At 61.6% G+C, this 24,765-nt stretch carries 24 protein-coding genes and 2 pseudogenes; 11 read left to right on the top strand and 15 right to left on the bottom strand.

Annotated elements, in window-relative coordinates:
• Positions 1-21 precede the first annotated feature (21 nt).
• Genes AC1DDG_RS15365 through AC1DDG_RS15350 form a run of 4 tightly spaced genes read right to left on the bottom strand, consistent with a single transcriptional unit; the run spans position 22 to position 3,978 of the window.
• Positions 22-981, bottom strand: a complete 960-nt coding sequence (locus AC1DDG_RS15365; RefSeq protein WP_441860047.1) for a PDR/VanB family oxidoreductase — start codon at positions 979-981, stop codon at positions 22-24.
• The gene (locus tag AC1DDG_RS15360; RefSeq protein WP_142061215.1) at positions 978-1,502 is read right to left on the bottom strand and encodes an aromatic-ring-hydroxylating dioxygenase subunit beta; all 525 of its coding nucleotides are present in this window, start codon (positions 1,500-1,502) and stop codon (positions 978-980) included. The genes AC1DDG_RS15365 and AC1DDG_RS15360 overlap by 4 nt, the downstream gene beginning before the upstream one ends.
• Positions 1,495-2,793, bottom strand: a complete 1,299-nt coding sequence (locus AC1DDG_RS15355) for an aromatic ring-hydroxylating oxygenase subunit alpha (protein WP_441860050.1) — start codon at positions 2,791-2,793, stop codon at positions 1,495-1,497. Before AC1DDG_RS15355 ends, AC1DDG_RS15360 begins: the two co-directional genes overlap by 8 nt.
• Before the next feature lie 48 nt (positions 2,794-2,841).
• Positions 2,842-3,978, bottom strand: a complete 1,137-nt coding sequence (locus AC1DDG_RS15350) for an acyl-CoA dehydrogenase family protein (protein ID WP_476876726.1) — start codon at positions 3,976-3,978, stop codon at positions 2,842-2,844.
• A 127-nt stretch (positions 3,979-4,105) separates the two neighbouring features.
• Between AC1DDG_RS15350 and AC1DDG_RS15345 the strand changes: the two genes are divergently transcribed.
• Together AC1DDG_RS15345 and AC1DDG_RS15340 are read left to right on the top strand one after the other, a co-directional pair.
• Positions 4,106-4,375 (top strand): hypothetical protein, encoded by a 270-nt coding sequence (locus tag AC1DDG_RS15345; RefSeq protein WP_142061211.1) that lies wholly within the window; start codon positions 4,106-4,108, stop codon positions 4,373-4,375.
• A complete protein-coding gene (locus AC1DDG_RS15340; protein ID WP_441860052.1) occupies positions 4,372-5,607 on the top strand; it encodes an amidase in 1,236 nt (411 codons plus the stop codon). The genes AC1DDG_RS15345 and AC1DDG_RS15340 overlap by 4 nt, the downstream gene beginning before the upstream one ends.
• A gap of 341 nt (positions 5,608-5,948) precedes the next feature.
• On the opposite strand, the gene AC1DDG_RS15335 is transcribed toward AC1DDG_RS15340, so the two are convergent.
• Both AC1DDG_RS15335 and AC1DDG_RS15330 read right to left on the bottom strand, forming a co-directional pair.
• Positions 5,949-6,551, bottom strand: coding sequence for a nuclear transport factor 2 family protein (locus tag AC1DDG_RS15335; protein ID WP_441860054.1), 603 nt, complete (start codon positions 6,549-6,551; stop codon positions 5,949-5,951).
• 80 nt (positions 6,552-6,631) lie between these two features.
• A complete protein-coding gene (locus AC1DDG_RS15330) occupies positions 6,632-7,453 on the bottom strand; it encodes an IclR family transcriptional regulator (RefSeq protein WP_476876725.1) in 822 nt (273 codons plus the stop codon).
• 163 nt (positions 7,454-7,616) lie between these two features.
• Here AC1DDG_RS15330 and AC1DDG_RS15325 point away from each other — a divergent pair, with 163 nt between their 5' ends.
• Positions 7,617-8,456, top strand: a complete 840-nt coding sequence (locus AC1DDG_RS15325) for an alpha/beta fold hydrolase (protein ID WP_476876724.1) — start codon at positions 7,617-7,619, stop codon at positions 8,454-8,456.
• A 359-nt stretch (positions 8,457-8,815) separates the two neighbouring features.
• Complete coding sequence (locus AC1DDG_RS15320) at positions 8,816-9,802, top strand: malic enzyme-like NAD(P)-binding protein (RefSeq protein WP_476876723.1); 987 nt, start codon at positions 8,816-8,818, stop codon at positions 9,800-9,802.
• 626 nt (positions 9,803-10,428) lie between these two features.
• On the opposite strand, the gene AC1DDG_RS15315 is transcribed toward AC1DDG_RS15320, so the two are convergent.
• The 3 genes and pseudogenes from AC1DDG_RS15315 to AC1DDG_RS15305 all read right to left on the bottom strand — a co-directional run.
• Entirely contained in the window at positions 10,429-11,313 is an 885-nt protein-coding gene (locus AC1DDG_RS15315) for an IS3 family transposase (RefSeq protein ID WP_476876761.1), read from the bottom strand.
• A complete protein-coding gene (locus AC1DDG_RS15310) occupies positions 11,280-11,606 on the bottom strand; it encodes a helix-turn-helix domain-containing protein (RefSeq protein WP_476876722.1) in 327 nt (108 codons plus the stop codon). Before AC1DDG_RS15310 ends, AC1DDG_RS15315 begins: the two co-directional genes overlap by 34 nt.
• A 253-nt stretch (positions 11,607-11,859) precedes the next feature.
• Positions 11,860-11,946: pseudogene (locus AC1DDG_RS15305) on the bottom strand (CsbD family protein); the annotation flags it as partial.
• 209 nt (positions 11,947-12,155) lie between these two features.
• On the opposite strand from AC1DDG_RS15305, the gene AC1DDG_RS15300 reads away from it, so the two are divergent.
• From AC1DDG_RS15300 to AC1DDG_RS15285, 4 genes are all read left to right on the top strand, one after another.
• Positions 12,156-12,749 carry a hypothetical protein gene (locus AC1DDG_RS15300; RefSeq protein ID WP_476876721.1) on the top strand — a complete coding sequence of 198 codons (594 nt, stop codon included), beginning with the start codon at positions 12,156-12,158 and terminating at the stop codon, positions 12,747-12,749.
• An 85-nt stretch (positions 12,750-12,834) separates the two neighbouring features.
• On the top strand, positions 12,835-13,227 hold the full coding sequence (locus AC1DDG_RS15295; RefSeq protein WP_476876720.1) for a hypothetical protein: 393 nt from the start codon (positions 12,835-12,837) through the stop codon (positions 13,225-13,227).
• Between the two features lie 19 nt (positions 13,228-13,246).
• Positions 13,247-13,936 carry an RES domain-containing protein gene (locus AC1DDG_RS15290; protein ID WP_476876719.1) on the top strand — a complete coding sequence of 230 codons (690 nt, stop codon included), beginning with the start codon at positions 13,247-13,249 and terminating at the stop codon, positions 13,934-13,936.
• A 163-nt stretch (positions 13,937-14,099) separates the two neighbouring features.
• The gene (locus tag AC1DDG_RS15285; protein WP_476876718.1) at positions 14,100-14,801 is read left to right on the top strand and encodes a helicase associated domain-containing protein; all 702 of its coding nucleotides are present in this window, start codon (positions 14,100-14,102) and stop codon (positions 14,799-14,801) included.
• A 133-nt stretch (positions 14,802-14,934) separates the two neighbouring features.
• Here AC1DDG_RS15285 and AC1DDG_RS15280 read toward each other — a convergent pair whose 3' ends face one another.
• The 3 genes from AC1DDG_RS15280 to mobC are packed head-to-tail and all read right to left on the bottom strand — an operon-like array spanning position 14,935 to position 17,692.
• Complete coding sequence (locus AC1DDG_RS15280; RefSeq protein WP_476876717.1) at positions 14,935-15,723, bottom strand: hypothetical protein; 789 nt, start codon at positions 15,721-15,723, stop codon at positions 14,935-14,937.
• A 17-nt stretch (positions 15,724-15,740) separates the two neighbouring features.
• Positions 15,741-17,300, bottom strand: coding sequence for a relaxase/mobilization nuclease domain-containing protein (locus AC1DDG_RS15275; protein WP_476876716.1), 1,560 nt, complete (start codon positions 17,298-17,300; stop codon positions 15,741-15,743).
• Positions 17,300-17,692, bottom strand: coding sequence for a plasmid mobilization relaxosome protein MobC (gene mobC / locus AC1DDG_RS15270; protein WP_476876715.1), 393 nt, complete (start codon positions 17,690-17,692; stop codon positions 17,300-17,302). Before mobC ends, AC1DDG_RS15275 begins: the two co-directional genes overlap by 1 nt.
• Before the next feature lie 234 nt (positions 17,693-17,926).
• On the opposite strand from mobC, the gene AC1DDG_RS15265 reads away from it, so the two are divergent.
• From AC1DDG_RS15265 to AC1DDG_RS15255, 3 genes are all read left to right on the top strand, one after another.
• Positions 17,927-18,730: a hypothetical protein gene (locus tag AC1DDG_RS15265; RefSeq protein ID WP_476876714.1), complete on the top strand. Its 804-nt coding sequence runs from the start codon at positions 17,927-17,929 to the stop codon at positions 18,728-18,730.
• 528 nt (positions 18,731-19,258) lie between these two features.
• Positions 19,259-19,519 carry a helix-turn-helix transcriptional regulator gene (locus AC1DDG_RS15260; RefSeq protein ID WP_476876713.1) on the top strand — a complete coding sequence of 87 codons (261 nt, stop codon included), beginning with the start codon at positions 19,259-19,261 and terminating at the stop codon, positions 19,517-19,519.
• Positions 19,520-19,528: 9 nt separating this feature from the next.
• Complete coding sequence (locus AC1DDG_RS15255; protein ID WP_476876712.1) at positions 19,529-19,837, top strand: hypothetical protein; 309 nt, start codon at positions 19,529-19,531, stop codon at positions 19,835-19,837.
• Between the two features lie 415 nt (positions 19,838-20,252).
• On the opposite strand, the pseudogene AC1DDG_RS15250 reads toward AC1DDG_RS15255, so the two are convergent.
• The 3 genes and pseudogenes from AC1DDG_RS15250 to AC1DDG_RS15240 all read right to left on the bottom strand — a co-directional run.
• Positions 20,253-21,113, bottom strand: a pseudogene (locus AC1DDG_RS15250) (ParB/RepB/Spo0J family partition protein); the annotation flags it as partial.
• A gap of 415 nt (positions 21,114-21,528) precedes the next feature.
• Positions 21,529-23,634, bottom strand: a complete 2,106-nt coding sequence (locus AC1DDG_RS15245) for a tyrosine-type recombinase/integrase (RefSeq protein ID WP_476876711.1) — start codon at positions 23,632-23,634, stop codon at positions 21,529-21,531.
• On the bottom strand, positions 23,631-24,710 hold the full coding sequence (locus AC1DDG_RS15240) for a tyrosine-type recombinase/integrase (RefSeq protein WP_476876760.1): 1,080 nt from the start codon (positions 24,708-24,710) through the stop codon (positions 23,631-23,633). The genes AC1DDG_RS15245 and AC1DDG_RS15240 overlap by 4 nt, the downstream gene beginning before the upstream one ends.
• Positions 24,711-24,765: the final 55 nt, after the last annotated feature.

Genomic DNA, 24,765 nt, shown 5'->3' with positions numbered 1-24,765 from the left:
ACTGTCCTTCTTTGTTCAGGCTTAATAGAGTTCGATGACAAGCTTGTCCGACAGTGCGCGGGAGACGCAGAGCGCAATGTCCTTCCCCGCCGCTTTATCCGCCTCGGAAAGACAGTGGTCGCGGTGGTCGGGAACTCCTTCCAGCAGCCCGGATACGCACGATCCGCAGACACCTTCTCCACACGACTTGAAAACTTCGATCCCGTTTTCCTCAAGGACAGACAGAATCGAACGATCCGCCGGTATCTCAAAGGACTCACCAGTATCGAGCTGGACATCGAAGGCCCGGTTGCTCGAAGTCTCAGTCTCCTCGGCAGCGAAGTGTTCGATGTGGACGTGGTCGGTGCCGACCACCGGCGTGAAGGTTTCGGCCACCTTGGCCATGAAACCGGTGGGGCCACACGTGTACACGTGGCTGGATCCCGTGAGGCCTTCCCCTATAGAGGACAGTGTTGCAGGAAGCTGCGTGCGCGGAGTGCCGAGGTGAATCGTGACTCGGTCACGGAACTCCGCACGGTTCTCCAGGAAGTCTGCGAAGGCAAGCTGGTCCCTTGACCGTGCAAAGTAGTGGAGGGCAAACTCTTCGCCGCGGCTGTGCAACTCATAGGACATGCTGAGTAGGGGAGTGACACCGATGCCCCCTGCAACGAGCAGGTGGCGGTCAGCGTTGGGGGCGATCGAGAGCAGATTCCGGGGCTTGCCAATCCTGAGGTGATCGCCTACCCGAAGTTGGTGCAGCGCCTCGGACCCGCCTCGCGAAGCTGGCTCGCGCTTGATGGCGATCATGATTGAAGAGGAGTCGCGAGGGTCGGAGGCCAGCGAATATTGGCGCACAATCCCGGTCGGGCCGGCGACGTCGACATGGGCCCCGGCTTCAAAGGCCGTAAAGGGAGCCCCGTTGAGCTTTCTCAACCGCAGTGAGCGGATCTCCTCGGCTTCGTGGAGGATCTCCGCGACCTCAACGACCAGTACGTCCCTCATAGGAGGAATCCGGCAGCCGGCACCACGTCCCCGGCGTCGATAAGGCGGATGGCTTTGCGGACGATGCGGTCATCAACGGGAGTCTGTCCCAGCCGGATAACGTAGTCGACATCGGCGGCCCACAGGTCATAGTTGCCCCGCTTGTGTGCCACCAGCACTTGGCCGGCGCGAAGGGAAACGATATCTTCGCTTACCTCCCCGGGGACGAACCTCGACACCGTACGAACTGTCCGCGCTGAGTCCACTGCTGAAATCGCATAACCCTCCACCAGACGCTGCACACGGAGAGCTCGCATGCGGGCATCGTCATAAACCATGTTGAGGTTGTTGTCGAAATCATCAGTCTCTGAATCCACGGGGATGACGTAGATGCCTTCGTCGGCGTACAGCTCGTTCCAGGTGATGTAATCCTTGCGGTCAAGCAGGTCGGCTTCGCGCCAAATCAGCTGGATCGCCCGCACGACCCGGGCGTCGTCGATTGGGGTGTTCAGCGGGGTTGAAATCGTTACGGCTTCAGTCATTGCTCATCATCTTCTTCCACATCTGGTAGGCGGCTCGCATGCCGGTTTCGTCGGTGCTGTGTGAGGTGGGCCAGCCTTCGGAAGTGCTGACCTCACGGTTCAGCCCTCGGTTGACCAAGATCGGCATCTCCGGAGATGCTTGCGCTCCTCGCTGCACGCGGTCCCATCCCTCTGCATCATCGGGGGTACCGAAGCCGAACGGGCCTTGGAAATGTTCGTGGACGCGCAGCCGTTCACGGCTCACCGGGCCGGCGATTTCAGGTGGCGCGTCGGGGCCGATGGCAAGGTGTTCGATGATCGTCTCGTTCGCGCTGATTGGCCGCAGCACGCGGAAAAACGCTGAAGAGAGCCCGATGTTGGGAAAGAGAACGAGGTTCGAACCTGTGCCGTGCATGGCGTGTACTTGTTTTCGAATCTGACTGTCGTCAACGCCGGCCGCTTTCAGTTCGGCGACCAGGTCGTCAAAGCGCGGTTGGAGCGGTTCGGTTCCGTCGTCGGCGCCCAGATCCATGTGCTCGGGCACCATGTGCATGACGGAGTGGCCATTTCCCAGGTCGTGGCATGTCGAGGCGGGGTCGGTCATGAAGCTGAGCATGTTGGCTGTTTCCGCGTCAACCGTGGCCATCCAGGATCGGTGCACGATGGGGAAATGGTATCCGTCGCTCGTGTTCTCCAGCTGGATCTTCCAGTTGCCGCTGTATTTGAAGCGGTGGGTTCCAATGACCTTGATCGGGTAGTCGCCACCCTGTTGCAGGAAGCGGTCTATCCAGACCTTGGCGTCGCCGAGGAACTCCTCGAGGGGCTCTGCTTCGGCATTGAATGTCGCGAAGATGATGCCGCGGTAGCTCTCGGTACGGAGCTTCTGCAGGCTCATCTCCTCCTTTTTGATAACTCCCTCGTATCCCTCGGGGTATGGGATGCCACGAAGCTTTCCGTCAAGGCCGTAAGACCAGGCGTGGTAGGGACAGGTGAATCCATTGGACTTTCCTGTGCGCTGTTCGCAGAGGCTGGCGCCACGGTGGCGGCACCGGTTGACCAAAGTGTTGAAGGTCCCCTTGCGGTCCCGGGTGACGATGACCGGGTTCCGGCCGACGTAAGTCGATTTGAAGCTGCCGGGACTGGGAAGCTCGCTCTCATGCGCGACCCAGATCCAAGTCTTCTCGAAGATGTTTTTCATCTCGAGTTCAAAGATTTCCGGGTCGGTATAGACCCGTGCGGCCACACGGTCAGCCTGGACAAGGTCTGCTGGATGTACGTCATGAATGTTCTCTGAGGTGAATTCAATGGTCATGGTCTTAGTGCTCCAGTGTTGATGGGTGGTGGGCAACAGGATTTGATGTCACAGGAATCCGGGAGTGGTGGCCTGCAAACCCAGTAGTACGGCGCCTGCGTCGTCGTACATGTGCTGGCTGAGTGATGCGTGCAGCTGCGGGACTTGGGCATCCATCCGTATCGGGTGCAGTGGATGCCAGTTGTTGATGACTGCAGCGCCGGAGACCTTCGCTACGTCGTGCACCACCTGGCTCGCGGTATCTGACACGTTGACGGCGCTAAGCCGGACGCGGGCCTTCTGATCGTCGGTCACTTCCTGCCCTTTGCTCACCGTTTCCCACACTTCCTCCGCGACATCAAGGAGGTAGGAACGTGCTGACTGGAGAGCAACGAATGCCTTAGCGAACTCGACGCGATAGTAGGCGCGTTCCCCCACCGGCGGGGCCCCTGTGATTCCCCGGTATGAGCCGGCAGACTGCGCGTAATCAAGAGCACCCTGGGCGACTCCGAGACCAATGGCCGCATGGCATTGAGCCTGGTATCCGATGAGCGGGTAACGGAAAAGCGGCTCGTCAATGAGTGACTCGCCCCCGCGGATGAAGGTCCATTCCAGGGGAATCTCAAGGTCTTCGACGACGGTGTCGAACGAGCCGGAGGCGCGCATACCGCTCACGTCCCAGTCCTGAACGATTTTGACCTTGTCGGCGGGAAGCACCGCAGCTCGAGGTTTGCCCCCTGCGGAATCGTCAAGCAGCCCTACGCTGATGTAGTCCGCAGCCATGGATCCGCTGGCAAATTTCCAGCGACCAGTGGCCCGGAAACCTCCAGGAGTGCGTTCAGCCTTCTGCATGGGGAACAGGCCGCCAGTGAAGACAACGTCAGGGCCGTTCTTGTAGATTTCGGCCTGCGTTTCGAGCGGAAGGGCCCCGCAATAGGTGTTGCTCGACGCAAACGCCACGACCCAGGCAGTAGAGCCGTCAATCCGGCCTATGCGTTCGATGCTCCTCAGGAAGTCCGCAGGAGGCATAACGACCCCGCCGAATTGTATTGGAGTCGCGGCACGGTAGAGCCCCAGCGGAAAAAACTTCTCGATGAAATCGCGTGGTACGTAGCCAAGAACATGGAATTCCTGACGACGCTCTGCGAGCTCTGCAAGAACCGCATCCCACATCTCCTCCTTCGACGATGTACGCATGCTGCCCATGGTGGTCCTCCTCGTTCGCAATCTGATAACCCCATGGTTAGGCATCAGGGCCGATCAAGCGCAGGGGTTGGACCGCTGAGCGAACCACTGGCTCGTGCAGCAAGCAGATTTGCGATGGCATGGGTCTATGGCTGATCCGCGACCTCATATGACCCTCACTTGCTACAACGACACCTACGGCTACGGGTGGAAACATGTTGACCTCTTCGTGCGGGAGGCAAGCGGCCTCGAACTGAACTGGGTTCACTGGGGGGTGCCGGCTGATGGTCCCGATGCTGCGGACGAGGTGACAGCAACTGTTGAGCCCACCCTCCTACGGACCTCGGAGTGGCGTCACCTGAAGAGCGCCAATGGCATGGACTACTGGGAAGCGGACGCAGCCTGGGGTGACGAATGAACCTACTGCAGCCGTGGTCCCTTCGAGAATTCGTGGCGGACTTGGCGGCGCACCGTACAAGTCCCGAAGAAGGAACGCAACGGGCACTGAACCGCATCCGTGAGACTGACTCCGCTGTGCAGGCTTGGGTCGATCTAGTGCCGACCCCCGCAATTACCGGCGTCGGGCCGCTCCGAGGTGTCCCCATGGGGGTGAAAGACATCATCGATCTCGCCGGCATGCCCACCCGGTGCGGCTCAGTCCTACGCACAGCGGCCAAGCCGGCACTGAAGGACGCAACGATCGTCGAAGCCTGGCGGTCTGCAGGGGCCATCCCAGTGGGCAAGACGGTAACTACCGAGTTTGCCTATTTTAAGCCCGGCCCCACCCGGAATCCGGCCAATCTCGATCACACACCAGGGGGATCCTCCAGCGGCTCTGCAGCGGCGGTGGCTGCAGGCCAGGTACCGATCGCAATCGGATCACAAACCGCCGGATCGGTCACCCGACCCGCGTCATACTGCGGCGTGGCCTCACTGGTGATGAAAAATGGGCAGTTTCCACTCACTGGCGTGGTTGGCCTCAGCTCGAGCCTGGATGCACATGGCATATTCGCCGCCACTGCGTCCGACCTTTCACTGGCGTGGTCGGCCCTCAGCGGGGAACCAGATCTGCCGGGGAAAATGATGGCACCACGGATTGCCTTCTGGACCGCCGACCCGCTAGGGGTGGTCACCGATGAGATGAGCACGGCCATGTCCGCCACGTGCGCTTCGTTCTCCGACAATGGAGCACAAATCCACCCCTTTCCGGATGAGGCGCTGATCGCCGACGTGACGGCCGCCCACCGGGTTGTCATGGCTTATGAAGCTTCGCGGGAACGCGCCGCGGAACTTGAACACATCGACCAGCTCAGTGAACCCCTTGCTACCCTCCTCACGACCGGATCCTCGATGCCCGAGGCACATTACACGGAAGCAAGACGATTGGTGACCGACGCGCGCCGGAACGTTGACCGTGTACTTGCGCATCACGATGCCATTATCGGTCCCGCCGCCCCTGGGTCTGCACCGCTCGGAACCACAAACACCGGAGATCCTGTCCTGAGCCGCGCCTGGCAGGCTTTGGGGTTGGCTGCCGTCGCCGTCCCGGGCCTCCGCAACGCCAGCGGCCTTCCCCTGGGATTCCAGGTTGTTGCCGCAACCGAAATCCAGGCGCTGCGTGCAGCGGCGTGGGCTGAGCGGCACCTCTAAGACTCGTCCCTTCCAGACAAACCTGGCGGCCATTGTTGCGAACCCTCTTCACCAGTAATGAGACATCATTGTCGAACTCCGTCTGCGGTTGGTCCTGCAGCAGCGCCAGCACGCAGGCTCAGCCGTCGTCTGCCGGCTCACTGGCATCAGGGGCACCGGGACCAGGGCGGGTGTCCACGGCCGGAACACCTCGTCGTCGCCGATACGGTTAGAGAAGGGTGCACGTTTCCTGGGTCAAGCTGCCTTCATCGTCGCGGGAACCATGAAGGTCTGAGCGGCTGCTGGCCTATATCGGCGCTTGTTGGCCGTTTTTCGCCCAGCTCCGGTAGAGGTGCAACCGGTTATGCGTCTACTTGGACGTGGTTGGTGCTTTGGTTCGTTTCCGCAGGCTTCATGAGCACAGACTTGCCGGGGTAGCTCGTGGCGAAGAACTTCGGAAGGTCGACGATCGCGACGTTCTCTGTACGGGTTCGGGCGATCTTCCACACGCCGTCGACCTTGCGGAAGGCGTTGTTGAGTCGACTGCTCCGGATCAGAGACGTTCCGTCTGTGAAGAGCCACGGTTGAAAGTGGATCCACTGCCCGTCCGCTTCGTCGCCGTGAACGTGGATCTGCTCTGAGGTCAGAAAGTGCGCGTTCAGCAGGAGTTTCGGGTCCTGGTCGGATGCCCAGAACCGGTTCAGATGAGCGCGCAGCTCTTCCTTCCCGACGCAACGGCCGAACTGGTTTTCGTAGTATTCGCCTACCCCCTCCCACACCGCATCCTCGGTGTACAGGTCGAGTATTAGTTCGATACGCTCCTGATCGCTTTCCACTCCGAACTCCGGACATGGCGTGTCGCAGAGGAACATGTAGCGGGCCTGTATCCGGCGGATTTCCGCTTCAGCCTCAAGGATCTCGATGCGCTTAACGAGGGTGTCGATGGTGGTGGCTTTTTCGTCCATGCCCCCACTCTCCCTACCGTGTGGGTCGAACGGAAGTGCCTGGTCCGTTGGGCGGATTGGCCTTTGATTTCGCCTGACAGCTAGTGGTGGCTTTTCGTTGACTGATACGGCATGCTGTCGTCGTACGTCCGCAGGAGACCCCCCCTGATATCGCTCGACGTTGCCCACAGAGCGCGCAACAAATGCTGCTCGTCACGACGCTCAAGAGGCACAGTGACAGAGATTGCTGCAACCACCTGCTCCGAGTCCGGGTAGACAACCGGAACTGCCAGCGCCTTGGCCCCCCGGAAGCATGTCGATCGTTCTTCCGCATAGCGACGGGTCCTGATCCCGGCTAGTACCGCGGTGGCCTCAGCGTGGTTGCGCGAACCGAGTGCCGCCAGGCCGGCGGGGTCAAGCTGATCGATCGTGTCCGGATCCGAGTGTGCCAGGAAGATACGACCTGACGCGGTCGTATGAAACGGGACACGATCACCTACGGAACTGATGACCACGACTTCGTTCCGTCCAGCGATCCGGTCGAGATACACACACTCGCCACCCTCAGGGACCGCGAGGTGCACGATTCCACGAGTCACAACCCGGAGATCCTGCATTGCTGGCCGCGCTACATCGCGGAGGATCGCTGGACCGGGGACCATTCGACCCAATTCGAACACTTGCAAACCCAACTGGTAGCCGCCAAGAGTCCGCGTGAGATAGCCCAGTTCCACCAGTTCCTTAGCAAGCCGGTGCGCGCTGGCTTTAGAGACGCCGGAACGGCGGCTAAGCTCCGTTAACCCCAGCGTCGAAACACCCTGCCTAAATGCGCTCAGCAACAGATGCGCCTTGGAGAGTACAGAGTCGGGCTGACTGACGTCCGGCCGTCCCGGTGCTTGGACGTTTCGCTGCACAGTACTCACTTGCATTCTCCTAGTCCATGGTGGCGCAGCGGTTCGAGCCGCTATCCAGATTGTTCATTATTTAACCACGGATCCTACGCGAGCGGTCCGGTGAGCGGACCACTCGCTGTGTAGAGCAGTAACAGCAGGGCGATGCTTGACAGCAAACATCGAAGGGAAATCCATGTCCGAAGTAACACTCCGCTACGGGTACGCCGAGACGCCACTCGGTCAGTTGCATTACGCCGAGGCAGGTGAAGGTGAAGCTGTGATCCTGCTTCACCAGACGCCGCGTTCTCTTGATGAGTTCCGCGAGGTGCACCCACTGCTGGCGGCGAAACGCAGGGTGATAGCGATGGACATGTACGGATTCGGCATGTCCGCCAAACCCGCGCCAGGCTGCCCTCAGACCATTGAGCAGTACGCAGCTGGTGTGATCGCACTCGCTGACGCCCTTCAATTGGAGCGCTTCGCTTTAGTCGGTCATCACACAGGAATGTTTGTGGCCTCCGAGGTCGCTGCCGCCTTGCCTGACCGCGTCTCGGCGTCAGTCCTGTCAGCCGGGGCCTTCGCCGATTCGCTTTTTCGCACCACCCGCCAAATGAGCGAAAGCACGTCCCCGGGCAAAGGCGTAGACGTGGTCACCGGGCAGGAGGACGGTGAGCATCTCAAGGAACTGTGGGCGAAGCGGTACTCCTTCTATCCGGAGGGGCGGCCCGATCTCCTGGACCGCTTCATCAGGGATGCGCTGACGCCCGGCGTCGACCCAGCCGAGGGCCACCGTGCTTGCGCACGGTATGTCATGGAAAACCGTGTTGGGCTCGTCACCGCTCCAATCCTGTTGCTCGCCCCCACTGAAGACCCGGTCTCTTACCCGCACACATCCAAGATCGCGGCCGCATATACAAACTCAAAATCTGTTCAGATAGTGGAAATTGAAGGTGGCCGCATCCCTCTTATGGAGCAAAAAAGTACCGAAGTAGTTGCCATGATCGAGCAATTCCTCGATTCTTTAGCTCTTTGACGCAACCAAAGAAACTCACTCCAGGTGCGGACAAAATTCGTCGATGACCTTCAAGTGCCAGCAATGAAGAGGGCGCCGCAGCGAGAAGAAACGGTCAACGAAGTCCAAACGGCCTTCTGAACAGAAGTCCTATATCTTCCGCCGTCCGGAGGTAGGACTACCGATAACCCTTGAGAACAAAGTGAAAGCCGAGAAAAGTGAAAGAATCATGGGCCAAGCATGGACACCCTCGAGGCATTCCTAAACCCTCCATGAGGGTGGAGGCGGGGCCGGCCCTTCTTGAGAACGGCTCGGCTGTATCGCGGCGCCGCCACCTCGACCGACATAGCAACCTGCGAAAGGTGGCGGTGGTCAGTGGCATGTCATCACGGATCATTGAGCCCAGCGCACGGAGCGGCGATTCCCGGCCCGGTAAGGAAGCAACGCAAGCCCGCTCTCGGGTCTGTGATCAGCTGGAACTGATCCCGATAACTTTGGGGAGTCAAAACCTGGTTGAGTTTGTCGAAAGTGTGAAGCAGGTCAGCTGCTACGTTGATGCCGTTTGCCTCGACAGTATTTCAACCTTGCAATGCTATGAGATAGAAACCATCTTGAATGATGAGCTGCAAATTCCCGTTATGCACAATGAGCAACACGGATCTGCCATCGTTGTCTTTGCTGCGCTGATTAATGCTGCTCGGCTAAGGGGCCGAAAGGTTGGGCAACTCAAAGTGGTCATAGCAGGAGATGGCCCCGCCTGCACCGGAATAGCCGAACTTCTCCTCGCCCAGGGCATCGCAGACATCATTCTCGTAGACTCCCAAGGCATTGTTTCCCGGGAACGTAGTGAGTTGAATGCCGTGAAGGATGATCTAGCATGGCTCACCAACCCAGGTAATCGGATAGGCGGATTGCAGGAAGCGGTCAACGGGGCAGACGCCATTATCGCATCGGGCGGTGAGGTGATCACTGACCTGCACCTTGACGGGCTAGCCCCGGACGCCGTTGCTCTTGAACTCGTTCCGTCACACCCCTTGTTTGTTCCCGCCACGGAGCCGACCGCTGGGGCTGGGAGGCCCGCGATCTCCACCCGGATCAACAAGTTCCTCGCGTTCCCAGGCACATTTCAGGGTGCCCTGGACGGCGGTTCCAAGTGCATCACCCTGGACATGAAGGTCGCGGCGGCGCGCGCCATAGCCGACATCGTCGCGGAGAAGGACCTAGAGCGTGATCAGGTATTTCCGGACTGGCAGGACAGCGGCGTAACGCGTGCAGTGGCAAGAGCGGTTGAAACTACCGCGCGCAGATCGCTGGAGCCTACAGTTCTCCTGTCCAAAGGATTCCAGCTGTCCAACTCACCTACGTAGCACGGATGGRACGCGCCTGCCGGACGGGGAGGCTGCGCTCGAAGCAGTTGCCGAGAACTCTGGCTTCGGCATGAATGAACCCGCGGCCATCGCGGTCTACCTTCTCTCGGATGCCGCCAACCGCACTCGGGGTTTCCGTCATCCGCCTCTCCAACGAGTACTAACCGGTTAGCCAGGCCGCGCCTCTTCCGCTGGTGGGCAACCAACGTAAGGCGTCCGTACAGTGTGCCGGGCACCTGCCCCTCGGAAACGCCGCCGTCGATATCAGGGCGAACCAATCGTTGGCGTAACAGCGCTCGAGCTACCATGGCGTCCAATTCATCCATGAATAGGAAGCTATTGCAGCTACCTATGCTCCGGTGCCGGACGCCGATAATGGATATTCGGTCAAGTAGCCATCGAGTTATGCCAACGGGAGCAGAAATTATAGGAGATCTCGTTGGTGTCAGAACAGCGCGGAATTCCGTTTTATAGACAGTGGCTCATCATGTTCTCAGATTTCACCCTGACAGTCGGAGGGCAGGGAACCGGGGTGCGGTAGCCCGCGACTCATCGAAATAGTCCAAGAATCGGGACTCCAAAGAAATTGAACTGGTCCCCGAAAGTTGGACTGGCTTAGTAAGAGCCTAAACTGCAAGGGCCTGAGCACGGTATTGCACCGGGCTCAGGCCCTTGAGCCTTGTTGAGATTCTTTCGGTGTTGTACCAGTGGATGTACTCGTGAAGTGCTGCGGCCAGTGCGTCGGTGTTGATAAATCGGACGTGGTGGAACAATTCTTCCTTGAGGTGTCCGAAAAAGTTTTCCATCACGGCGTTGTCGTAGCAGTTGCCTTTGCGCGACATGGACTGAACTGCGCCGGCTTTCTTGAGCAGGTTCCGCCATGAGACGTGCTGGTACTGGAAGCCCTGATCTGAGTGCACCAGCACGTTTTGCCCGGGTTGAAGGATGTTCAGCGCCTCCCGAAGCGAGGTGTTTGTTAGCTCCAGGTTTGGTGACAAGCCAACGGAGTAGGCGATGATCTGCCGATCGAAGAGATCCATGATCGGTGAGAGGTAAAGCTTCCGGTCGCCGACGCTGAATTCCGTCACGTCCGTCACCCACTTCCGGTTGGGCCCATCGGCCTCAAACTCCCGATTCAGGACGTTCGGGGCAACCTTTCCCTGATCACCCTTGTAGGAGCTGTAACGCTTCTTCCGCCGGACTTTGCAGACGAGCCGCAAAGAACGCATCAGCTTCAGCACCGTCTTCTTGGCGATCGTCCACCCTTGCTTGACCAGTTCGGTATGAACACGTCTGTGCCCGTACCGGCCGTGGTTCTTCTCGAATATCTCTATGACTTTGGCCTTGAGTTCCTCCCGGGGGTCGGGAGCTTGGAGGCGGGCCTGGTGGTAGAAGAATGTTGACCTGGCAATACCCGTGATCTGAAGAAGTATCGGGAGGGGAAAGTCAGCCTTGAGGGCGATGAGGGCTTGAACCTTCACCGTCGTTCCTGCGCCCTCAAGGCCCGCAATTTTCCCAGGTAAGCCACTTCCGCCCGCAAGCGTTCGTTCTCCCGCCGCAGTCGTTCCAGTTCGGATAGCTCCACTGGTGGCGAGGCGTCGGGCCTCCTGGGTCTGCCTTTGGCCCTTGGGCGCAGAACATCCGGCCCTTCTCGGCGGTATGCCCGAGCCCACGTTTCGAGAAGTTTGGGCGATGATAAGCCAGCTTCTGAGGCGAGATCTTGCGCACTCTCGCCTGCGGCGAAGCGTTCGACCAATGCGAGCTTGAAATCAAACGAGTACGCACGCTTTGTCGGCTTGGTCATCAACGCTCCCCGGCCATGGATCCTCCACCGCCGATAAAGACGATCTACCGGCGAGCGGGCAACGCCCAGCAAGCTGGCCGTGGCCTTGTCCGCGATGCCCTTCTCAAACCACGCTACAGCTGCCTCGCGCTGCTCCTCGGACAATGAACTAGATGGACGCATAAAACTGCTCCCCGGAAGTCGGAACTGAATTTATCAGTCCAACTTTCGGGGAGCAGTTCATTCGCTGGGCGCGTCCTTCGCGGTGGTCTGGTCAATCCTTCTTGAAGGCGTCCTTGACCTTCTCGCCGGCCTGCTTCAGATCGCCTTTGGCTTGGTCGGCCAGCCCTTCGGTCCGCAGCAACGTCGTTGTGCGCCTTTCTGGTTACAAGGACCAATATAAATGTCGCTGACTGCAACCCCTCTTGAGCCGCTCCCCCACGCTTTCTAAAGCGCCGATAATTGTGATTATGTCAACTAAAGTTGCTATAGCTATTACTCTTGTCAACAAAAGTTGCTAGCGTTCATACTGTCACTGTAGCAATTGGCGGGCGGTGAAGGGAAGCGCGAATGGGCTGGTTTACTGAAGGCAGCGAGCATGAAGGCTATGTGGTTTCTGTCTTCGCGGACGGTATGTACGGGTCGGGTGGCAGGTGGATGGAGATCAACCTGATGACGCCCGACGGCCGGCCGGTTGGGCATGAGGAGGATCCGACCCGCGAGGCGTGGCGGCCGCCGTCGCAGGTGGTTGGCTGGAGGGTTGCCTGCAGCTGTGTTCCGTTCCGGGAACACGTCATCCTGGACCCGTTGTGGACGCGGGTTTGGGATCCGGCTGACGAGGACGTCGCCGCGGGGCGCATCTACGCGGGACCGCCGGCCAGCGCCGACGCCGCTGATATCAGTGACCGGGAGGACTTGGAGCCCGTGTTCCTGGATGTGTGGCACCGGCATGTCGCCCCGGACCTGTCGCTGCACACCATCGGCACCCTGAGCCGGAGCCTGAAGGATCTCGAAGCCCAGCTCGACGACGCCGTCGCCTCCGCCAGGGCGGCGGGCGTCTCATGGGACAAGATCGGGCGAGCGTTCGGGATCAGCCGGCAAGGAGCCCAGAAGCGCTGGGAAACTATGTCCGCCGCTGCGACCGGTCGGTCCAAAGACAACTGAATACCCCCGCAAATTGGGATCTGCCATGTGATCCTGCTTGTGTTTGCACCATTGATATTTGGTGTTGTGCAAGTGAGAATGAAGTATGACTGCAGTGACAGGAGCCCGGGGCGGGCTAAAGGCCCATCAGGACTCGATCCGGTTACCCGAGCCGGAGCTGGTCCGCGATTTGCGGGATCTGTTGGGAGCGAAGCTCGTCGCCTACATCGGTTCCGTGAAGGAAACGCGCGCCGTACGGCAGTGGGCGGACGGGGAACGGAAACCCTCCGCGGAGGTCATGCAGCGGCTTCGGGCCGCCTACCATGTGGCTGCCCTACTCGCCGAGCGCGATTCAAGGGCTGTCGTGCAGGCCTGGTTCCAGGGGATGAACCCGCAGCTGGACGATACCCCGCCGGCGCGGTTGCTCCGCGAAGGACAACTCGAGGACGCAGGCCCGCTGGTCCTCGCCGCCGCCCGGGCATTTGCCGCGGCGGGCTGATCGGGTGGTTTCTGGAGAATTGACCGCGCTGGCAGCCGCGGGACGGGTTTGGCGTGTCGGATTCCGCCCCGAACCGTGGGCATGGAGCGGCTGGGAATGGGCCACCGACGGCCGGTTCCCGGGCCGTTGGGACGATCTGCACGGCAACTTCCGCACCGTCTACGCCGGCTCGAGTCTGCTGGCCTGCCTGCTGGAGGTTCTGGCGCATTTCCGCAAGGACACCAGGCTCAGCCAGGAACTCGATGACATCGTCGAGGACGATGAGGACAACGTCCTGCATCCCACCATCGCACCGGGCAGCGTTCCCAAGGAATGGCTTGATGAACGCACGGCAGCTTCCGCGGCACTGTCCGGCCGGTATTGCGCGGTGACAGCCTCCAGCACTATCGCTGCCCTGCACCCACACTTCATTGGCCTGGCACTGAGCCTGGGGCTCGATGATTTTGACGCCGCGGCGCTGAAGGACGCACGGCCGCGGCGCCTGACCCAGGCGGTTGCCTCCTGGCTCTACGAGACGACGGACTTCGACGGTGTGACGTTCGCGTCCCGGCACGGGGATGATCTGCAGCTCTGGGCAGTGTTCGAACGCCCGGGAGACCCAGCTGTCACTCCCAACATTCAGGACGTGGAGGTCGAGGATCTGCAGCACGATAGCCCGGCGCTCCTCACCGCATTCGACCTCCTCGGCATCCAATGGGAGAACGACTAAGAAGAACGTGCAGACACTGTCTGCACAAACCATCCTTCCGTCCATGGGCCACCGCCCCTCGCGGCGGTCCACCTGGTGAGGTCTCTCCCCCGCGTTTGTCGGCTGCCGGGCCGTGTCGGACGATGTGTCCGTAGGCTACCGTGAAGGGCAGAACCGTTGGGGGGTGACCGTGGCTCAGACGAAGGAAACGGTGCCGCATGCGCGGCGCTCTGCTCCGTATTGGGAGTGGGTGGAGATGTACCGGCGGGGCATCGAGCCAACGAAAATCGCTGACGTCTGCGGTGCTGCAGTGACAACTGTCCGCTATCACCTGCAGATCGCGGCGAAGAGAGATCCTGGTCTTCGCGACGAGTATGCCGCGGCCAGGCCTGCAAAGGTCCCGTCCGATACGGCTTTGCAACGGATGTATGACCTGCTCTCGTTCTACCGGACGGAAGGGCGTTTGCCGGCAGCCCACGCGAAATGCTCCAGTGAGCAAACCCTGGCCGACTGGTTGTACCGTCGGCGGCGGGAATCAGCAGCGGGAACCCTCTCCCACGCCCTTCGCGAAGGTCTGGGCGTCATCCCCGGCTGGGATCAAGCCTCGCCTCGTAGGGCGGAGGACGAGGCCCGGTGGCAGCGGCGGCTGAGGGAAGTAGAAGCGTTTCGTAAGGCCAGTGGTGAATTGCCGCGGCACCAGAAGACTGATGATCCGGTCGAGCGCACTCTCGGGGTGTGGCTGCACGGCCAGCGCATCAACTACCACCACGGCAAGCTGGCGCGGGAGAAGAAGTCGCGGCTGGATGGAGTCCTGCCGGGGTGGCGCGAGGGCCGGCCACGCGGCCGCCGCCGCGATTTCACAACCGGACGTGCCGGGCGGCACTGACTTGCCGCTTTTTATCGGCTGAGGTCCTTTAGCCTGTCTTGCCTCCGATGCGCCTTTGGTTTTGCAGCCTTAGGTGCCTGCTGTTCCTCGGCCGCGGCGGTCCCGTACAGGGATCACCCTCTTGTGCGCGTCTTCAGCGGGCCATGCCTTTTTGCAGGAGCTTGGTCTGGCCGTTGGTTCCGCGTGTCTTGCGGGCCTTCGGATTACGCCTTGGTCCCTTGGCCACGGCGGCGCTGGGCGGGGTGCCCTGGTCCTGGTCGGCGCTGAGCCGTGCCTGTACGGCTTCGTGGTCGGATATGCCTTCCAGGCTGGCGGCTAAGTCCTGGCGCCGTTCGGCTGAGTCGTGTTTGGTGCCGGCCTCTTCGCGCAGCGCCTCAGGGTGCTGGTTGTCTTCGGTGACGTCTCGTTCGCGGTTGCGATCTTCCCGGTCGGCCTCGGCCAGCAGTTGCACAGCTTGGGCGTTTTCATCACGGCCGGTACGGCGTTCCTGTTCTGCCTGTTCGCGGTCCCGTTCAGCTTTAGCCAGGGCCTCCGCCACCGTTGCTTCATTGGCACCGAGGTTGTCCACGTCCAAGCCGTAGCGGCGCTGCACCTGGTCGCGGATCAGCTCGGCCGCGTTGCGCGCCGCGGGGTCGTGGTCCTTCCACGCGGTGGCCGCTTCATGTGCCCTTTCGACGTCGCGGCCGGTGGCCGTGTCCCACCACCGGTTGTCCATGACCGGGGCGAGCTGTGCACGGGCCGCCACCCGCTCCGCGTCGAACCGGGCCTGCAGTTCGCGGGCCTGCTGTTCCTCGGCCGCTTGGGCGCGGCGCAGCTCCTGCTCGCGTGCCCTGGCAACCTGCTCACCGAGCCGGCCAGCGACAGTCAGCGCAACGCGCGACATTCCCTCAAGAGCCTCATCAATGCCGTCAGATTCGCTCATAGTTCCCCTCCTTGGTGTTATCTCTCAATGTCCGGGCGGGTACTCCCGCTTCGGGTGCTCGCGTGGGTGCGTGCCTGCACGTATTTCGGCGGTAGCACCGAGCCAGCGGACCGACCGGCAACCTGGCCGACTGTACTCGCGCGTACCGCGGCGGCCGCTTCGCTATCCGCTGCGGGTGTGGCCGCAGGGACACTGGGTAGTGCGGCCGCGACCTGGCTCAGGTGGTGCTTCACCATGTGGCTGATCTGGCGTGCTCGGCGCAGATCATTTGATGCCTTGTGCAAGTCGTGGACGGCCTTGGCGACGTTGAGCAGCTGGCGCAGCATGACTGCCTGCCCGGCGGTTCCGGTGCCGCCCATCGAAGCTGCCATGAGCATGAGCGAGGCTCCGCGGGCAGATGGTCCTGCGCTGCGGATGGGCCGGACGGGGTACCGCCGCAGTTGTGCTGTCTTGGACAGCTCGTCAGCTGCTGCTGCGAGTGGTCCGGGCGTTGCCTCAGTTGCCGTGGACCAGGCTGCGAAGGCGCCGGATGTCTCGCGTGCAACGTGCGCCCAGGTCGCGTGATCATCCAATGGGACCGAGCGCAGCGTTTCGCGGAGCCGTGCAACTTCGTCGCTGTATTGCTCCCACATTTGCGGGTCCGGTTCGTGTGCTTCGCGGCCGATGGTGACGGGGCGGCGTCCACGTGCAGCTGCCTGCCATTCTGCGACCGCTTCGGCGGCACCTTGTGGGCTGTCTGGCCACTCGGCACGGAGCTTGGGCAGGGCAAGGTCTTTGGCGAGGTGACCGCCTCCGAACCAAACGGGCCGGCCACCTTTGGGGGGACGTTCTGCCACGCTGTAGCCGACCACGACGTCGTCACGTCCGGACGCGTACCGCGGCCTGACCAGGGCACCGGTGCGGCGCAGGCGTCGAATGAATTCGGCCTCATCCTGGGCGGAAGTCGCGCAGGCACGGACTTTGCGTTCCAGGGACCGGCGTTCCGGTTCCGGGGCTCCCCGCCGCTCGGAGGCTTCACGTTCACCGGGCCGGAGGCCACGGGTGGAATGCGTGGGTGAAAGTTCTTCCAGGCCGTACTTCTTCTCAAGCTCCCGGGCGGCTTGTTGTGCCCGGGGGAAGTCCCGCCAGCTGCTCCACTTCGTGCCGTCCTCACGGGCCATGGAGGCGGCGATATGGATGTGGTCGTTTCCGGCTTTGCTGTGGCCGTGACGGATCGCGACCCACTGGGCCGGGGCCCGTCCGCTGGTCTCGGTGAACCCCATCTCGTCCATGAAGTCCTGCGCAATTTCAGCCCACCGCGCATCGCTCAGGTCGCCTTCCTCGGCGCGCAGTGACAGGGAGCAGTGCCAGACATGCCCGCCAGGAATCTCCACGCCCAGAACGCTCCTGGCCCGGTCCAATTCCTTGGCAATGGCCTGCGCGGCATCGGCGTTCAGTTCGTCATCGTTGTGCCAGGCCATGATCGACGGTGAGCCCGCAACAAGGTGCGGGTCGGTGTGTTCGTTCGCCCGGCCGGGACCGGCAAGGTACGCGATGAGCCCATGCATGCGGGTGCCCTTGGTGATGTTGGGAATCATCAGCGCACCATCGAATCCAGCATCGTATTGATCCGGTCAGCGACCGCACGCACCCGAGTCAAAACGGTGCGGGCCGCTTCCGGGAATTCGTCCTTGGCGTTCGCGTGACGGGCGAGCTGGTTGACGTTGTTCGACAGGGCAGCAAGATAGCGGCGGGCCGCGATGAATTCCACAGCCATCGCCCGCCGCTCAGCCAGCGACTCCGAGTTCTCCGCGTACAAAGCAGCGCTGACAAGAATCTCCGACGGGCTGCGCCCCGTCCGCTCCTCCAGCACCTTCAACTGAGCACGCTCGAACTCCGACATCGACACCCGCACGTACTGGGTGTCACCGTCAATGTTCGCGCGGCGGCGGCGGGAGAACCGGCGCGGCGACTTCGCCTCTTCAGTCATCCCGATCCCCCTCCCCCAATGCCCAGCGCAGCGCCCCGGAATCTCCGGGCCACACTCACGAGTGTGCCGCATCCAGGACCGCAGGCCGTGGATCAACACGCGGGTTATGGCACATAACCGCCTAGCTTGCTCCGGCTTTTTCAGTTGGGACCGCCGCGGCGTGTTGCGTCGGTGGTCATCCAGACATCGGGCTAGGGTCGAGGCACCGGCACGACACTTTTCCAGGGGGAGACAATGCGTCCACAGGAAACGCACACCGACTGGCTGCCTTCGGGCAGCCTCACCTACGAGCCCGATCCCGAGTCATTCTGGGGCGGGACGATCACGATTGACCTTCCGGTCGATCCGCCGGCCCCGCGTCAGCATCTGTTCAAGGCGGCGTACGAACGCCTGCCCATCGAAGCCTCCGATGACTGGCCGGACGAATGGTTCGACGAACGGCCAGAAAACATCGAGCACTGCCTCGACAAAGTCGCAACTCACCACCTCCGAAACGCCACCAGATCAAACGCGTACATCCGGCAGGGTGCAGAACGACTCACTGCTCCTGTCTTCCTGCCCACTCCCCTCCTCGAGCGTCCGTACGCGCAGTTGTTCGCGCCCGTCTATGAGTCGAAACCCGTCTCCGGCAGGTACGGGCAGGCGGCAAAGTATCTGGACTACACAAAGCCCAGGGAGCTGACGTCCTATCAGGAAGGGATCCTCCCGACGGTCATCGAATCAGTCCGCGATATAGTCCCCACCGCACTGCAGCCCCACGTCGATGACATCGCCCACCTGGTCGCCCAGGAGATCCCCTCACAGGCAGACCTGCTGCACGCCTACCAGCGGACATCAGTCCCGGAAGTCCTCGCCGAATACCACCAGGAAAGCCAACCCCAACAGCTCCCGCCCGAGTACCAGCAAGCTGTGAAAACTGCGCAGCTCGACTTCCCCCGCCACGCCGCCGAAGCGGTCAGGACCGCCTCTCCCGCTGTGGCGTCCTCACCTGCAAGGACTCACGCCGGCATCAGCACGGGCCGTGCCTTTGACCGCTAACCGCACGACGAAAACCCATGCAAATAGCATCGGGATCCCTGAAACTCTTAAGCCCCTCGCACACCTGTGCACGGCAAAAGCGACAGACCTTCGGGCTTTTCCCGCACACACCTGCACGACGGGACCCACCTGCCCGGCTGCACACAATCGCCAGGACACCACCCGCACGAACCGCACCACCGTGACCGGTGAATATGCACAGCCTCGATCAGTGCGCACCCACCAACGGGCCAGTCCACACGAGGCAACGCGTGCGGCCGGCTCCCCAAACCATGCTGCTTGGGAACTGCCCTGCTGGACGCTTCGCGTCTGACTTATTCAAAACGACTGCGTCGTTCCGTTTCGGCTGATTGAGGCTACTGCCCGGTCCTTCCTTGGCAAGTCTCCACAGCCGGCTTTCGCGGCATATCCTCGCTCCGCTCCGGTATTCCACGGTCCGGCCGCTCCAACTGGCCAATTCCTTCACCGGCCAAGTTTCGGCAAGCGTGCCGAAAGGAACGCGGCATAGGGCAAGCGAAAGGTACAGTTTTGGCTCTCATCTCACCTACCACAGTGGCCAGGCAATACGGAGTCTCCCCGATGCAGCTGCGGCAGTGGCGGCGGCGCGGCATCGGCCCCGAATACTTCCAGTTCACAGCACGAACCGTCAGCTACTCGGACGACTATCTGCGGGACTGGTTCAACGATCCACGCAACGCTGACCTTCTGATGGAGGAGCCCCCGGTGAACGTGAACATGTCATGCCAGGATGGGCGCGTCCGGCGGGGCCGGCGTCGGGATGATCGTTAGGCTGGATCCATGGCTACCCTCGACATTGAACAGACACGAAACCAAGCCCGCGCGCTGCTGGACTCCCGCATTGAATCCGTCACTGCCCTGGTGAAGAGCCGCCATCGGATCACTGAATTACGGGACCAGCTTGTTGCCGCTGAACGCGATGACAAGCGCGCCTACGTGCAGGCCACCCGGGACGGATGGAGCGCGGAGGAACTGAAGAAACTTGGCCTTGAACCCTCCGCGGTAAAGCGCCGGCGGACAGCAAAGCGCTCCGCCGGATCCGACCAGGATGCCGCCCAGGAATCCGGCACGTCCTTCAGCGAAGAGTGAGCCTAAAACCCACGCTGTTGTGAAACCCAAGCCGCAGCGCTGACACCCCTGAAAGGTCGCTGCAGACAAAAAAGGACCGGAACATTCCGGTCCTTTTTTGTCCTTCGGCAAAAGGAAATCTTTCATTCACTCTAGCGCACCCATGGAGGGTGCACTGCGTAGGAACCGTGTGTTGGCGGCGGCCTTTGAACACCGCGACCAGGACGACACCAGGTACCCGTCACGTTGGTATACGCGGCACCCCTGGTGTGCTTCTGCCCAGGCCGCGCCTAACGGCGGTCCGCCGCTGGTGAGTGGCTGCCGTGGTTCGCCCCCGGGCGGCGGACCGCCCGACGTTTGCGAGGTTCCCGGCCCGGCCGTGGTGATTGGCGGGAACCCTTGCCGGGCGGTGGTGTTCCGCCCGGCAAGGGTTGATTTAGGCCGCTTGGGTTTCTTCCTCGACTGGCTTGCCGCTGTCGATGATCAGCCCTTCAACAGTTGAGGGCTTGTACCCCCAAAGAACCAGTTGGTTCAGGTAGTCCCTGTGAGTCTGGGACGGGGACCGCCACGAGTCCTTCGCGATCGTCTTCTCATACCCCGCGCAGACCAGCGCGATCAAAGAAAATTCGGGCCGTGTCGTGGACTTCGCCACGTACGTCCGGAGCGGGTTCCACGCCCAGGTCTTCGCCTCGTCAACCTTCGCCCCAACCATGCCGGCAGCCACCTCGCCGTCGTAGCCGCTGGCCGTCTCGGGGTGGTGGGTGATCGCGTGGACGGTGAAGTACTGCCAGCCCTTGGGTGGCTGCTTCTTCGCCAGCAGGCCGGTCACGAATTCACGGCGCACCACCTGCGCGGACAGCATCGCCTTATTGTTCTCAATCAGGGTTTTGCGCTCGGCCTTTTGCTCCTCGGTCATGGGGCCTTTCTGCGCTGGGCGGCCGCCGTCGTAGCGTTCGTACTTCGGGGCGAAACCCGTCTCCTTCCACCCCGCGATCACGTCGTGGGTCCGGTGCTGGCCCCGATAGTCCGTGGTGATCAGAACGGCGTTGGCGTCATCCTCGGTGGCCGGTTCCCCGTCCTCCCTTTTGGCGGCGGTAACGTAGAGGTTGTCGTCGTCCGCGTAGTGTCCGGCGTCCTCCACGACGGTCTTGCCCTGGGCTTCCAGTTTGGCGATCAGCACGGCGAGGGCAGCAGCGCTTTCGCGCCGGTCCCGCAGCCGCTGCGCGACGTGCAGAAGCTGATCAGGTTCGTCCATGATGACCGACTCGAGCTCCTCCGTGGCCTCTTCATCCGACTCAATTATGTGGACAACTCGTGGTCGTCAAGGGTCTAAGCAGGAACCTCGGATTGCAAGATCGCCACGATATATGGCCGGCGCTCTTGCAGTGCTCAGGTTCCAGCTCGAAAGCAAAGTCCTTCGTCGGGAGGAAACCGACGGTTCAAAAAGTGTGGCTGCTGGTGGCCCTGCCGATGTCATCCGTGGCCGGCCAAGCGTGTCGGGCTCTAAGCTTTGCGCTTCCCTGTGTAGTAACCGGCAAACATCAGAACTAAGCCACAAACAACGATTATGTATGGCATGACGCCAACTCGCTCCGGTGCGATTTGAATGGCGAGCATACTCCCGATGAGCACATTCAGGGCACCCACGCAGAGAAGGAATATGCCGATCCGCTGGGGTGCCATTGCGACAGCATAATCGGCGGCAACGGTGCCTAGCCAGAGTTTGATATGAAGTCTTCATCAAGATCGCTGAGTAACTCTTTGATGCGCCGCTGAGTGGCTTGATGACGTTCAACCTCGCGCGGCCACCCATGGGTCTCCGCATCGATAACAAGCTCTTCCTCGCGATCGAGTCGTGCGCGGAGCCGTGGAGCGTACTCACTCGTGGTGAGGAATTTCGGGCAGGTGAGCATCAGCTCGCATTCGCAAGGCCCTTCGGCGGGCAGCCGTAGGCAGTGGCCGAGTTCGAGTTCGGTCTTGAGGAAGTTGGTTTGAAGCCAGTGAACAGACTCGTCGTCGAGGGTCCCGTTCATCAGGGCTTCCGCGGCCGGACCGGCAATCCGGTGACCTGAGGCCAACGCCTCCTCGTACTGGCGGCGGACTTCCGGGTCGGAGATCCTGCTGTAGATCATGGACATCGAGGCGCTCTTGTGGCCGAGGATTGTCATGATGGTTTGAATCCTCGCTCCCCCTTCGGCGAGTTGTGTGCCCAGAGTGTGACGCAGTCTGTGTGCGCTGACGGTCCTGGTTCCCTTGGAGTCGACGAGGCCGGCGGCGGTGCAGGCCTTCTCAAAAGCGTCATCGAAGAGGGTGGCCGAGGACAGGAGTTTGCCCTTGCGGACGAAGATGTAGTTCTCCAACCGGCCGGTGGTGGGATCACGCCGCGCCACTGCCTTCATCGTTTTGGCCTGGTTGATTCTCTCCTGCAGCGCAACGGCCGCGTCAGCGTGCAGAGGTATGAGGCGTTCAGAATGGCCTTTGCCGACGGGGATCCGCAGCCTTGGGTGGCCGCTGGCATAGGTGTCGAGGCAGTCCCAGGTAAGCCGCCGGATCTCGTCCCGTCTTGCACCTGACCATCGCAGCAGCAGCAGAGCGGTTCGCTGCAACGGGTCGGTGAGGCCTTCTATCGCGCTCATCAGGGCGTCCAGCTCGTGCCGAGGGAGGTATCGGGGAATTGTCTCCTGCCTGCGAGGTGCGTCCCGGGTCGTGAGCAGTGGCCCACCGGGAACATCGTCCCAGCCCCACATGCTGGTATCTCGGCAGAACGCTCCGATGGCATTAATCTCGTGCTTGCGGGTGGTCACATGCAGCGGTTGGCCTGTGTTCTGACTCAGGTATGTGGGCAACCAGCGGAGGTATTCCTCAATCAAGGCCCGATCCAGTTGAGCCATGGATGTGATGTCTGGGTGTTCACGTCCCAGCCAGTTCACGAAGCGTCGCAAGCCTTCCCTGGCGATCCTGACCGTCTGTGGGCGGTCGAACTGCGCCTCAAGGCGGGTGAGGAGATAGCGTTCAACGACTGCCCGGATCCGGGGTGGGCAGGGTTCCGGGAGCAGGTTTTCTTCCCAGCCCTTGCGGCGCCTCGTGCCGACAAGCGGGGCGTCGGTGACCTGCCCGATGTTAAACAGCAAGACGTGCAGGCAATGGACTTTCGCCAGGTGAGCCCTAGCGAAGCGTTCTCCGGCGTTCTCGCCGGTCATCTGCCAAGGGGACCTCTGATAGAGAGCGGCCCGAAGCTGAGCGAAGTCTTCCCGTTTGCCAAAGGACCGTATCTGCTCAGCCATATCAAACAGGTCCTCGGCGGTGATCGCCGTAATATCAGGGTCACCGCGATGCAGCAGGAGACGGCCGATCGCCCAGGTGAGGTTCGTACGGGCTGACTCCGGACCGTATCCCAACTCCGTCAGACGCTTCGTGTGAGCCTCAAAAAGGTCCAGATCCACCCCGAGCCCCTCGCCGCCTGCCTGGATGCTGAAAAGCCGGGCGTACTTTCGGACGAACAGGAACTCGTAATCCAGCCCGACGCCGTGCACGAGGGCTAAATAGACCAGATAGCCGCTGGCGTCGAAGGTATCCGTCCGCCCAGTGGCGCGAAGGGGTCCGCCGGTGAAGCCGGCACGGACTAGAAGAGGCGCCCGGAACCAGTCCTCCAGATCAGGCCAAGCCAGAACAAACCGGCGATAGGATGCCATTCGCTGGTAGCGGGCCGCGTAGTGGGGGATAAACGCCTTGACCCAGGCACCGTACTCTGCCTCGGTAGCGTGACGGCGTTCCCTGGGAACCTCTATTCGTGCAGTTGCCCCTGCCGCGGAGTTCACTGGAAGGTACCCAGGGCAGCACGATACTCGTCGCGGACCTGTGAATCCGAAACCCTGGTGTAAATCCGGGTCGACTCCGGTGATGCGTGGCCCAGGCGTTGTTGGAGTGCCAACTCGCGCATGCCTGCTTCCCACATCAGGGTCGCGTGTGTATGACGCAGGGCGTGCGGTGTCTTCTCAGGCGCCCGCAGTCCGAGCCTGTTCAGCCGGCGGGCGAACATCCGCACCAGCGCGTCGTACGACAGCGGATCACACGATCGGGCACCGCGGCCGCCGACCAAGAATAGAAACGGGCTCTCTGATTGGGACGGGCGTTCCCGCATGACATATCGGTTGACGGCGTCCAGGGTGCGGGGTTCGAGCACATCAACAACGCGTTCCTGGCGGGATTTCCCCCTCGCCCCGCGCGGATGGTCATCACGTTTGCGGATAGTGACGCGCCGGCGCCCGTACGAAACGTCCTCAAGATGCAGGCTCAACACTTCCCCTGGGCGCAGTCCTCCGTCAAGCATCAGCAAGACCATGGCCAGATCCCGGAGGCAGGTCATGCTGTTCAGCAGGGCCTCAACTTCCGGTGCGGCCAAGGGACGCGGCAGTCTCAGCGGCAGCTTGACCCTGATCTGCCGCCGCATCGGCTGCTGCCGGCTTGCACCACCGGTAAAGGGGTGGTGCCGCTCACTCACCATGGTCAAAGACCGATCAGGTTGTCGGCGCATGGGGTTCTCAGCGTCGAACAGCTCCGCGACGATGGCCCACTCATAAAAGCTCGATACGGCCGCCAGCACCCGGGCAACAGTGGCCGCGGCCAGTAGCCGCCCCGCAGGGCCGGTCACGGCAAGACCAAGCCGCTGGGCTGGGCGCCGGCTCGGTCGCTTCCTCAACCAGCCCAAGAAGTTCAAAGCCACAGCGGGACGGAAATCGTCCCAGTCCGTGCCGGTCTCCTCGAGGAATTCAAACAAGTTCTTCAGGTCAAAACCGTAGGCAGCAGCAGTGTTCGGACTGCCTCCGGAATCCAGGATGTGTTGCAGAAACCTGCAGACTGGGACCACCGCTGAGCCATCCGGATCCAGAAGCATGACGGCTGAAACCGTCCCGGATGACTTGGTCGTTACAACCCGCATCTGCGTCACC

The organism is Arthrobacter sp. 10L430, assembly GCF_056395245.1.
The sequence above is the reverse complement of the archived record's forward strand: the minus strand, read 5'-3'. Positions and strand labels throughout refer to the sequence as shown.

What these genes read in the sequence shown, in the direction of transcription:
- AC1DDG_RS15365 (WP_441860047.1), bottom strand. Translation starts at nt 981, where the DNA reads ATGAGGGACGTACTGGTCGTTGAGGTCGCGGAGATCCTCCACGAAGCC.
- AC1DDG_RS15360 (WP_142061215.1), bottom strand. Translation starts at nt 1,502, where the DNA reads ATGACTGAAGCCGTAACGATTTCAACCCCGCTGAACACCCCAATCGAC.
- AC1DDG_RS15355 (WP_441860050.1), bottom strand. Translation starts at nt 2,793, where the DNA reads ATGACCATTGAATTCACCTCAGAGAACATTCATGACGTACATCCAGCA.
- AC1DDG_RS15350 (WP_476876726.1), bottom strand. Translation starts at nt 3,978, where the DNA reads ATGGGCAGCATGCGTACATCGTCGAAGGAGGAGATGTGGGATGCGGTT.
- AC1DDG_RS15345 (WP_142061211.1), top strand. Translation starts at nt 4,106, where the DNA reads ATGGCTGATCCGCGACCTCATATGACCCTCACTTGCTACAACGACACC.
- AC1DDG_RS15340 (WP_441860052.1), top strand. Translation starts at nt 4,372, where the DNA reads ATGAACCTACTGCAGCCGTGGTCCCTTCGAGAATTCGTGGCGGACTTG.
- AC1DDG_RS15335 (WP_441860054.1), bottom strand. Translation starts at nt 6,551, where the DNA reads ATGGACGAAAAAGCCACCACCATCGACACCCTCGTTAAGCGCATCGAG.
- AC1DDG_RS15325 (WP_476876724.1), top strand. Translation starts at nt 7,617, where the DNA reads ATGTCCGAAGTAACACTCCGCTACGGGTACGCCGAGACGCCACTCGGT.
- AC1DDG_RS15320 (WP_476876723.1), top strand. Translation starts at nt 8,816, where the DNA reads ATGTCATCACGGATCATTGAGCCCAGCGCACGGAGCGGCGATTCCCGG.
- AC1DDG_RS15310 (WP_476876722.1), bottom strand. Translation starts at nt 11,606, where the DNA reads ATGACCAAGCCGACAAAGCGTGCGTACTCGTTTGATTTCAAGCTCGCA.
- AC1DDG_RS15300 (WP_476876721.1), top strand. Translation starts at nt 12,156, where the DNA reads ATGGGCTGGTTTACTGAAGGCAGCGAGCATGAAGGCTATGTGGTTTCT.
- AC1DDG_RS15295 (WP_476876720.1), top strand. Translation starts at nt 12,835, where the DNA reads ATGACTGCAGTGACAGGAGCCCGGGGCGGGCTAAAGGCCCATCAGGAC.
- AC1DDG_RS15280 (WP_476876717.1), bottom strand. Translation starts at nt 15,723, where the DNA reads ATGAGCGAATCTGACGGCATTGATGAGGCTCTTGAGGGAATGTCGCGC.
- AC1DDG_RS15275 (WP_476876716.1), bottom strand. Translation starts at nt 17,300, where the DNA reads ATGATTCCCAACATCACCAAGGGCACCCGCATGCATGGGCTCATCGCG.
- mobC (WP_476876715.1), bottom strand. Translation starts at nt 17,692, where the DNA reads ATGACTGAAGAGGCGAAGTCGCCGCGCCGGTTCTCCCGCCGCCGCCGC.
- AC1DDG_RS15265 (WP_476876714.1), top strand. Translation starts at nt 17,927, where the DNA reads ATGCGTCCACAGGAAACGCACACCGACTGGCTGCCTTCGGGCAGCCTC.
- AC1DDG_RS15255 (WP_476876712.1), top strand. Translation starts at nt 19,529, where the DNA reads ATGGCTACCCTCGACATTGAACAGACACGAAACCAAGCCCGCGCGCTG.
- AC1DDG_RS15240 (WP_476876760.1), bottom strand. Translation starts at nt 24,710, where the DNA reads ATGCTTCTGGATCCGGATGGCTCAGCGGTGGTCCCAGTCTGCAGGTTT.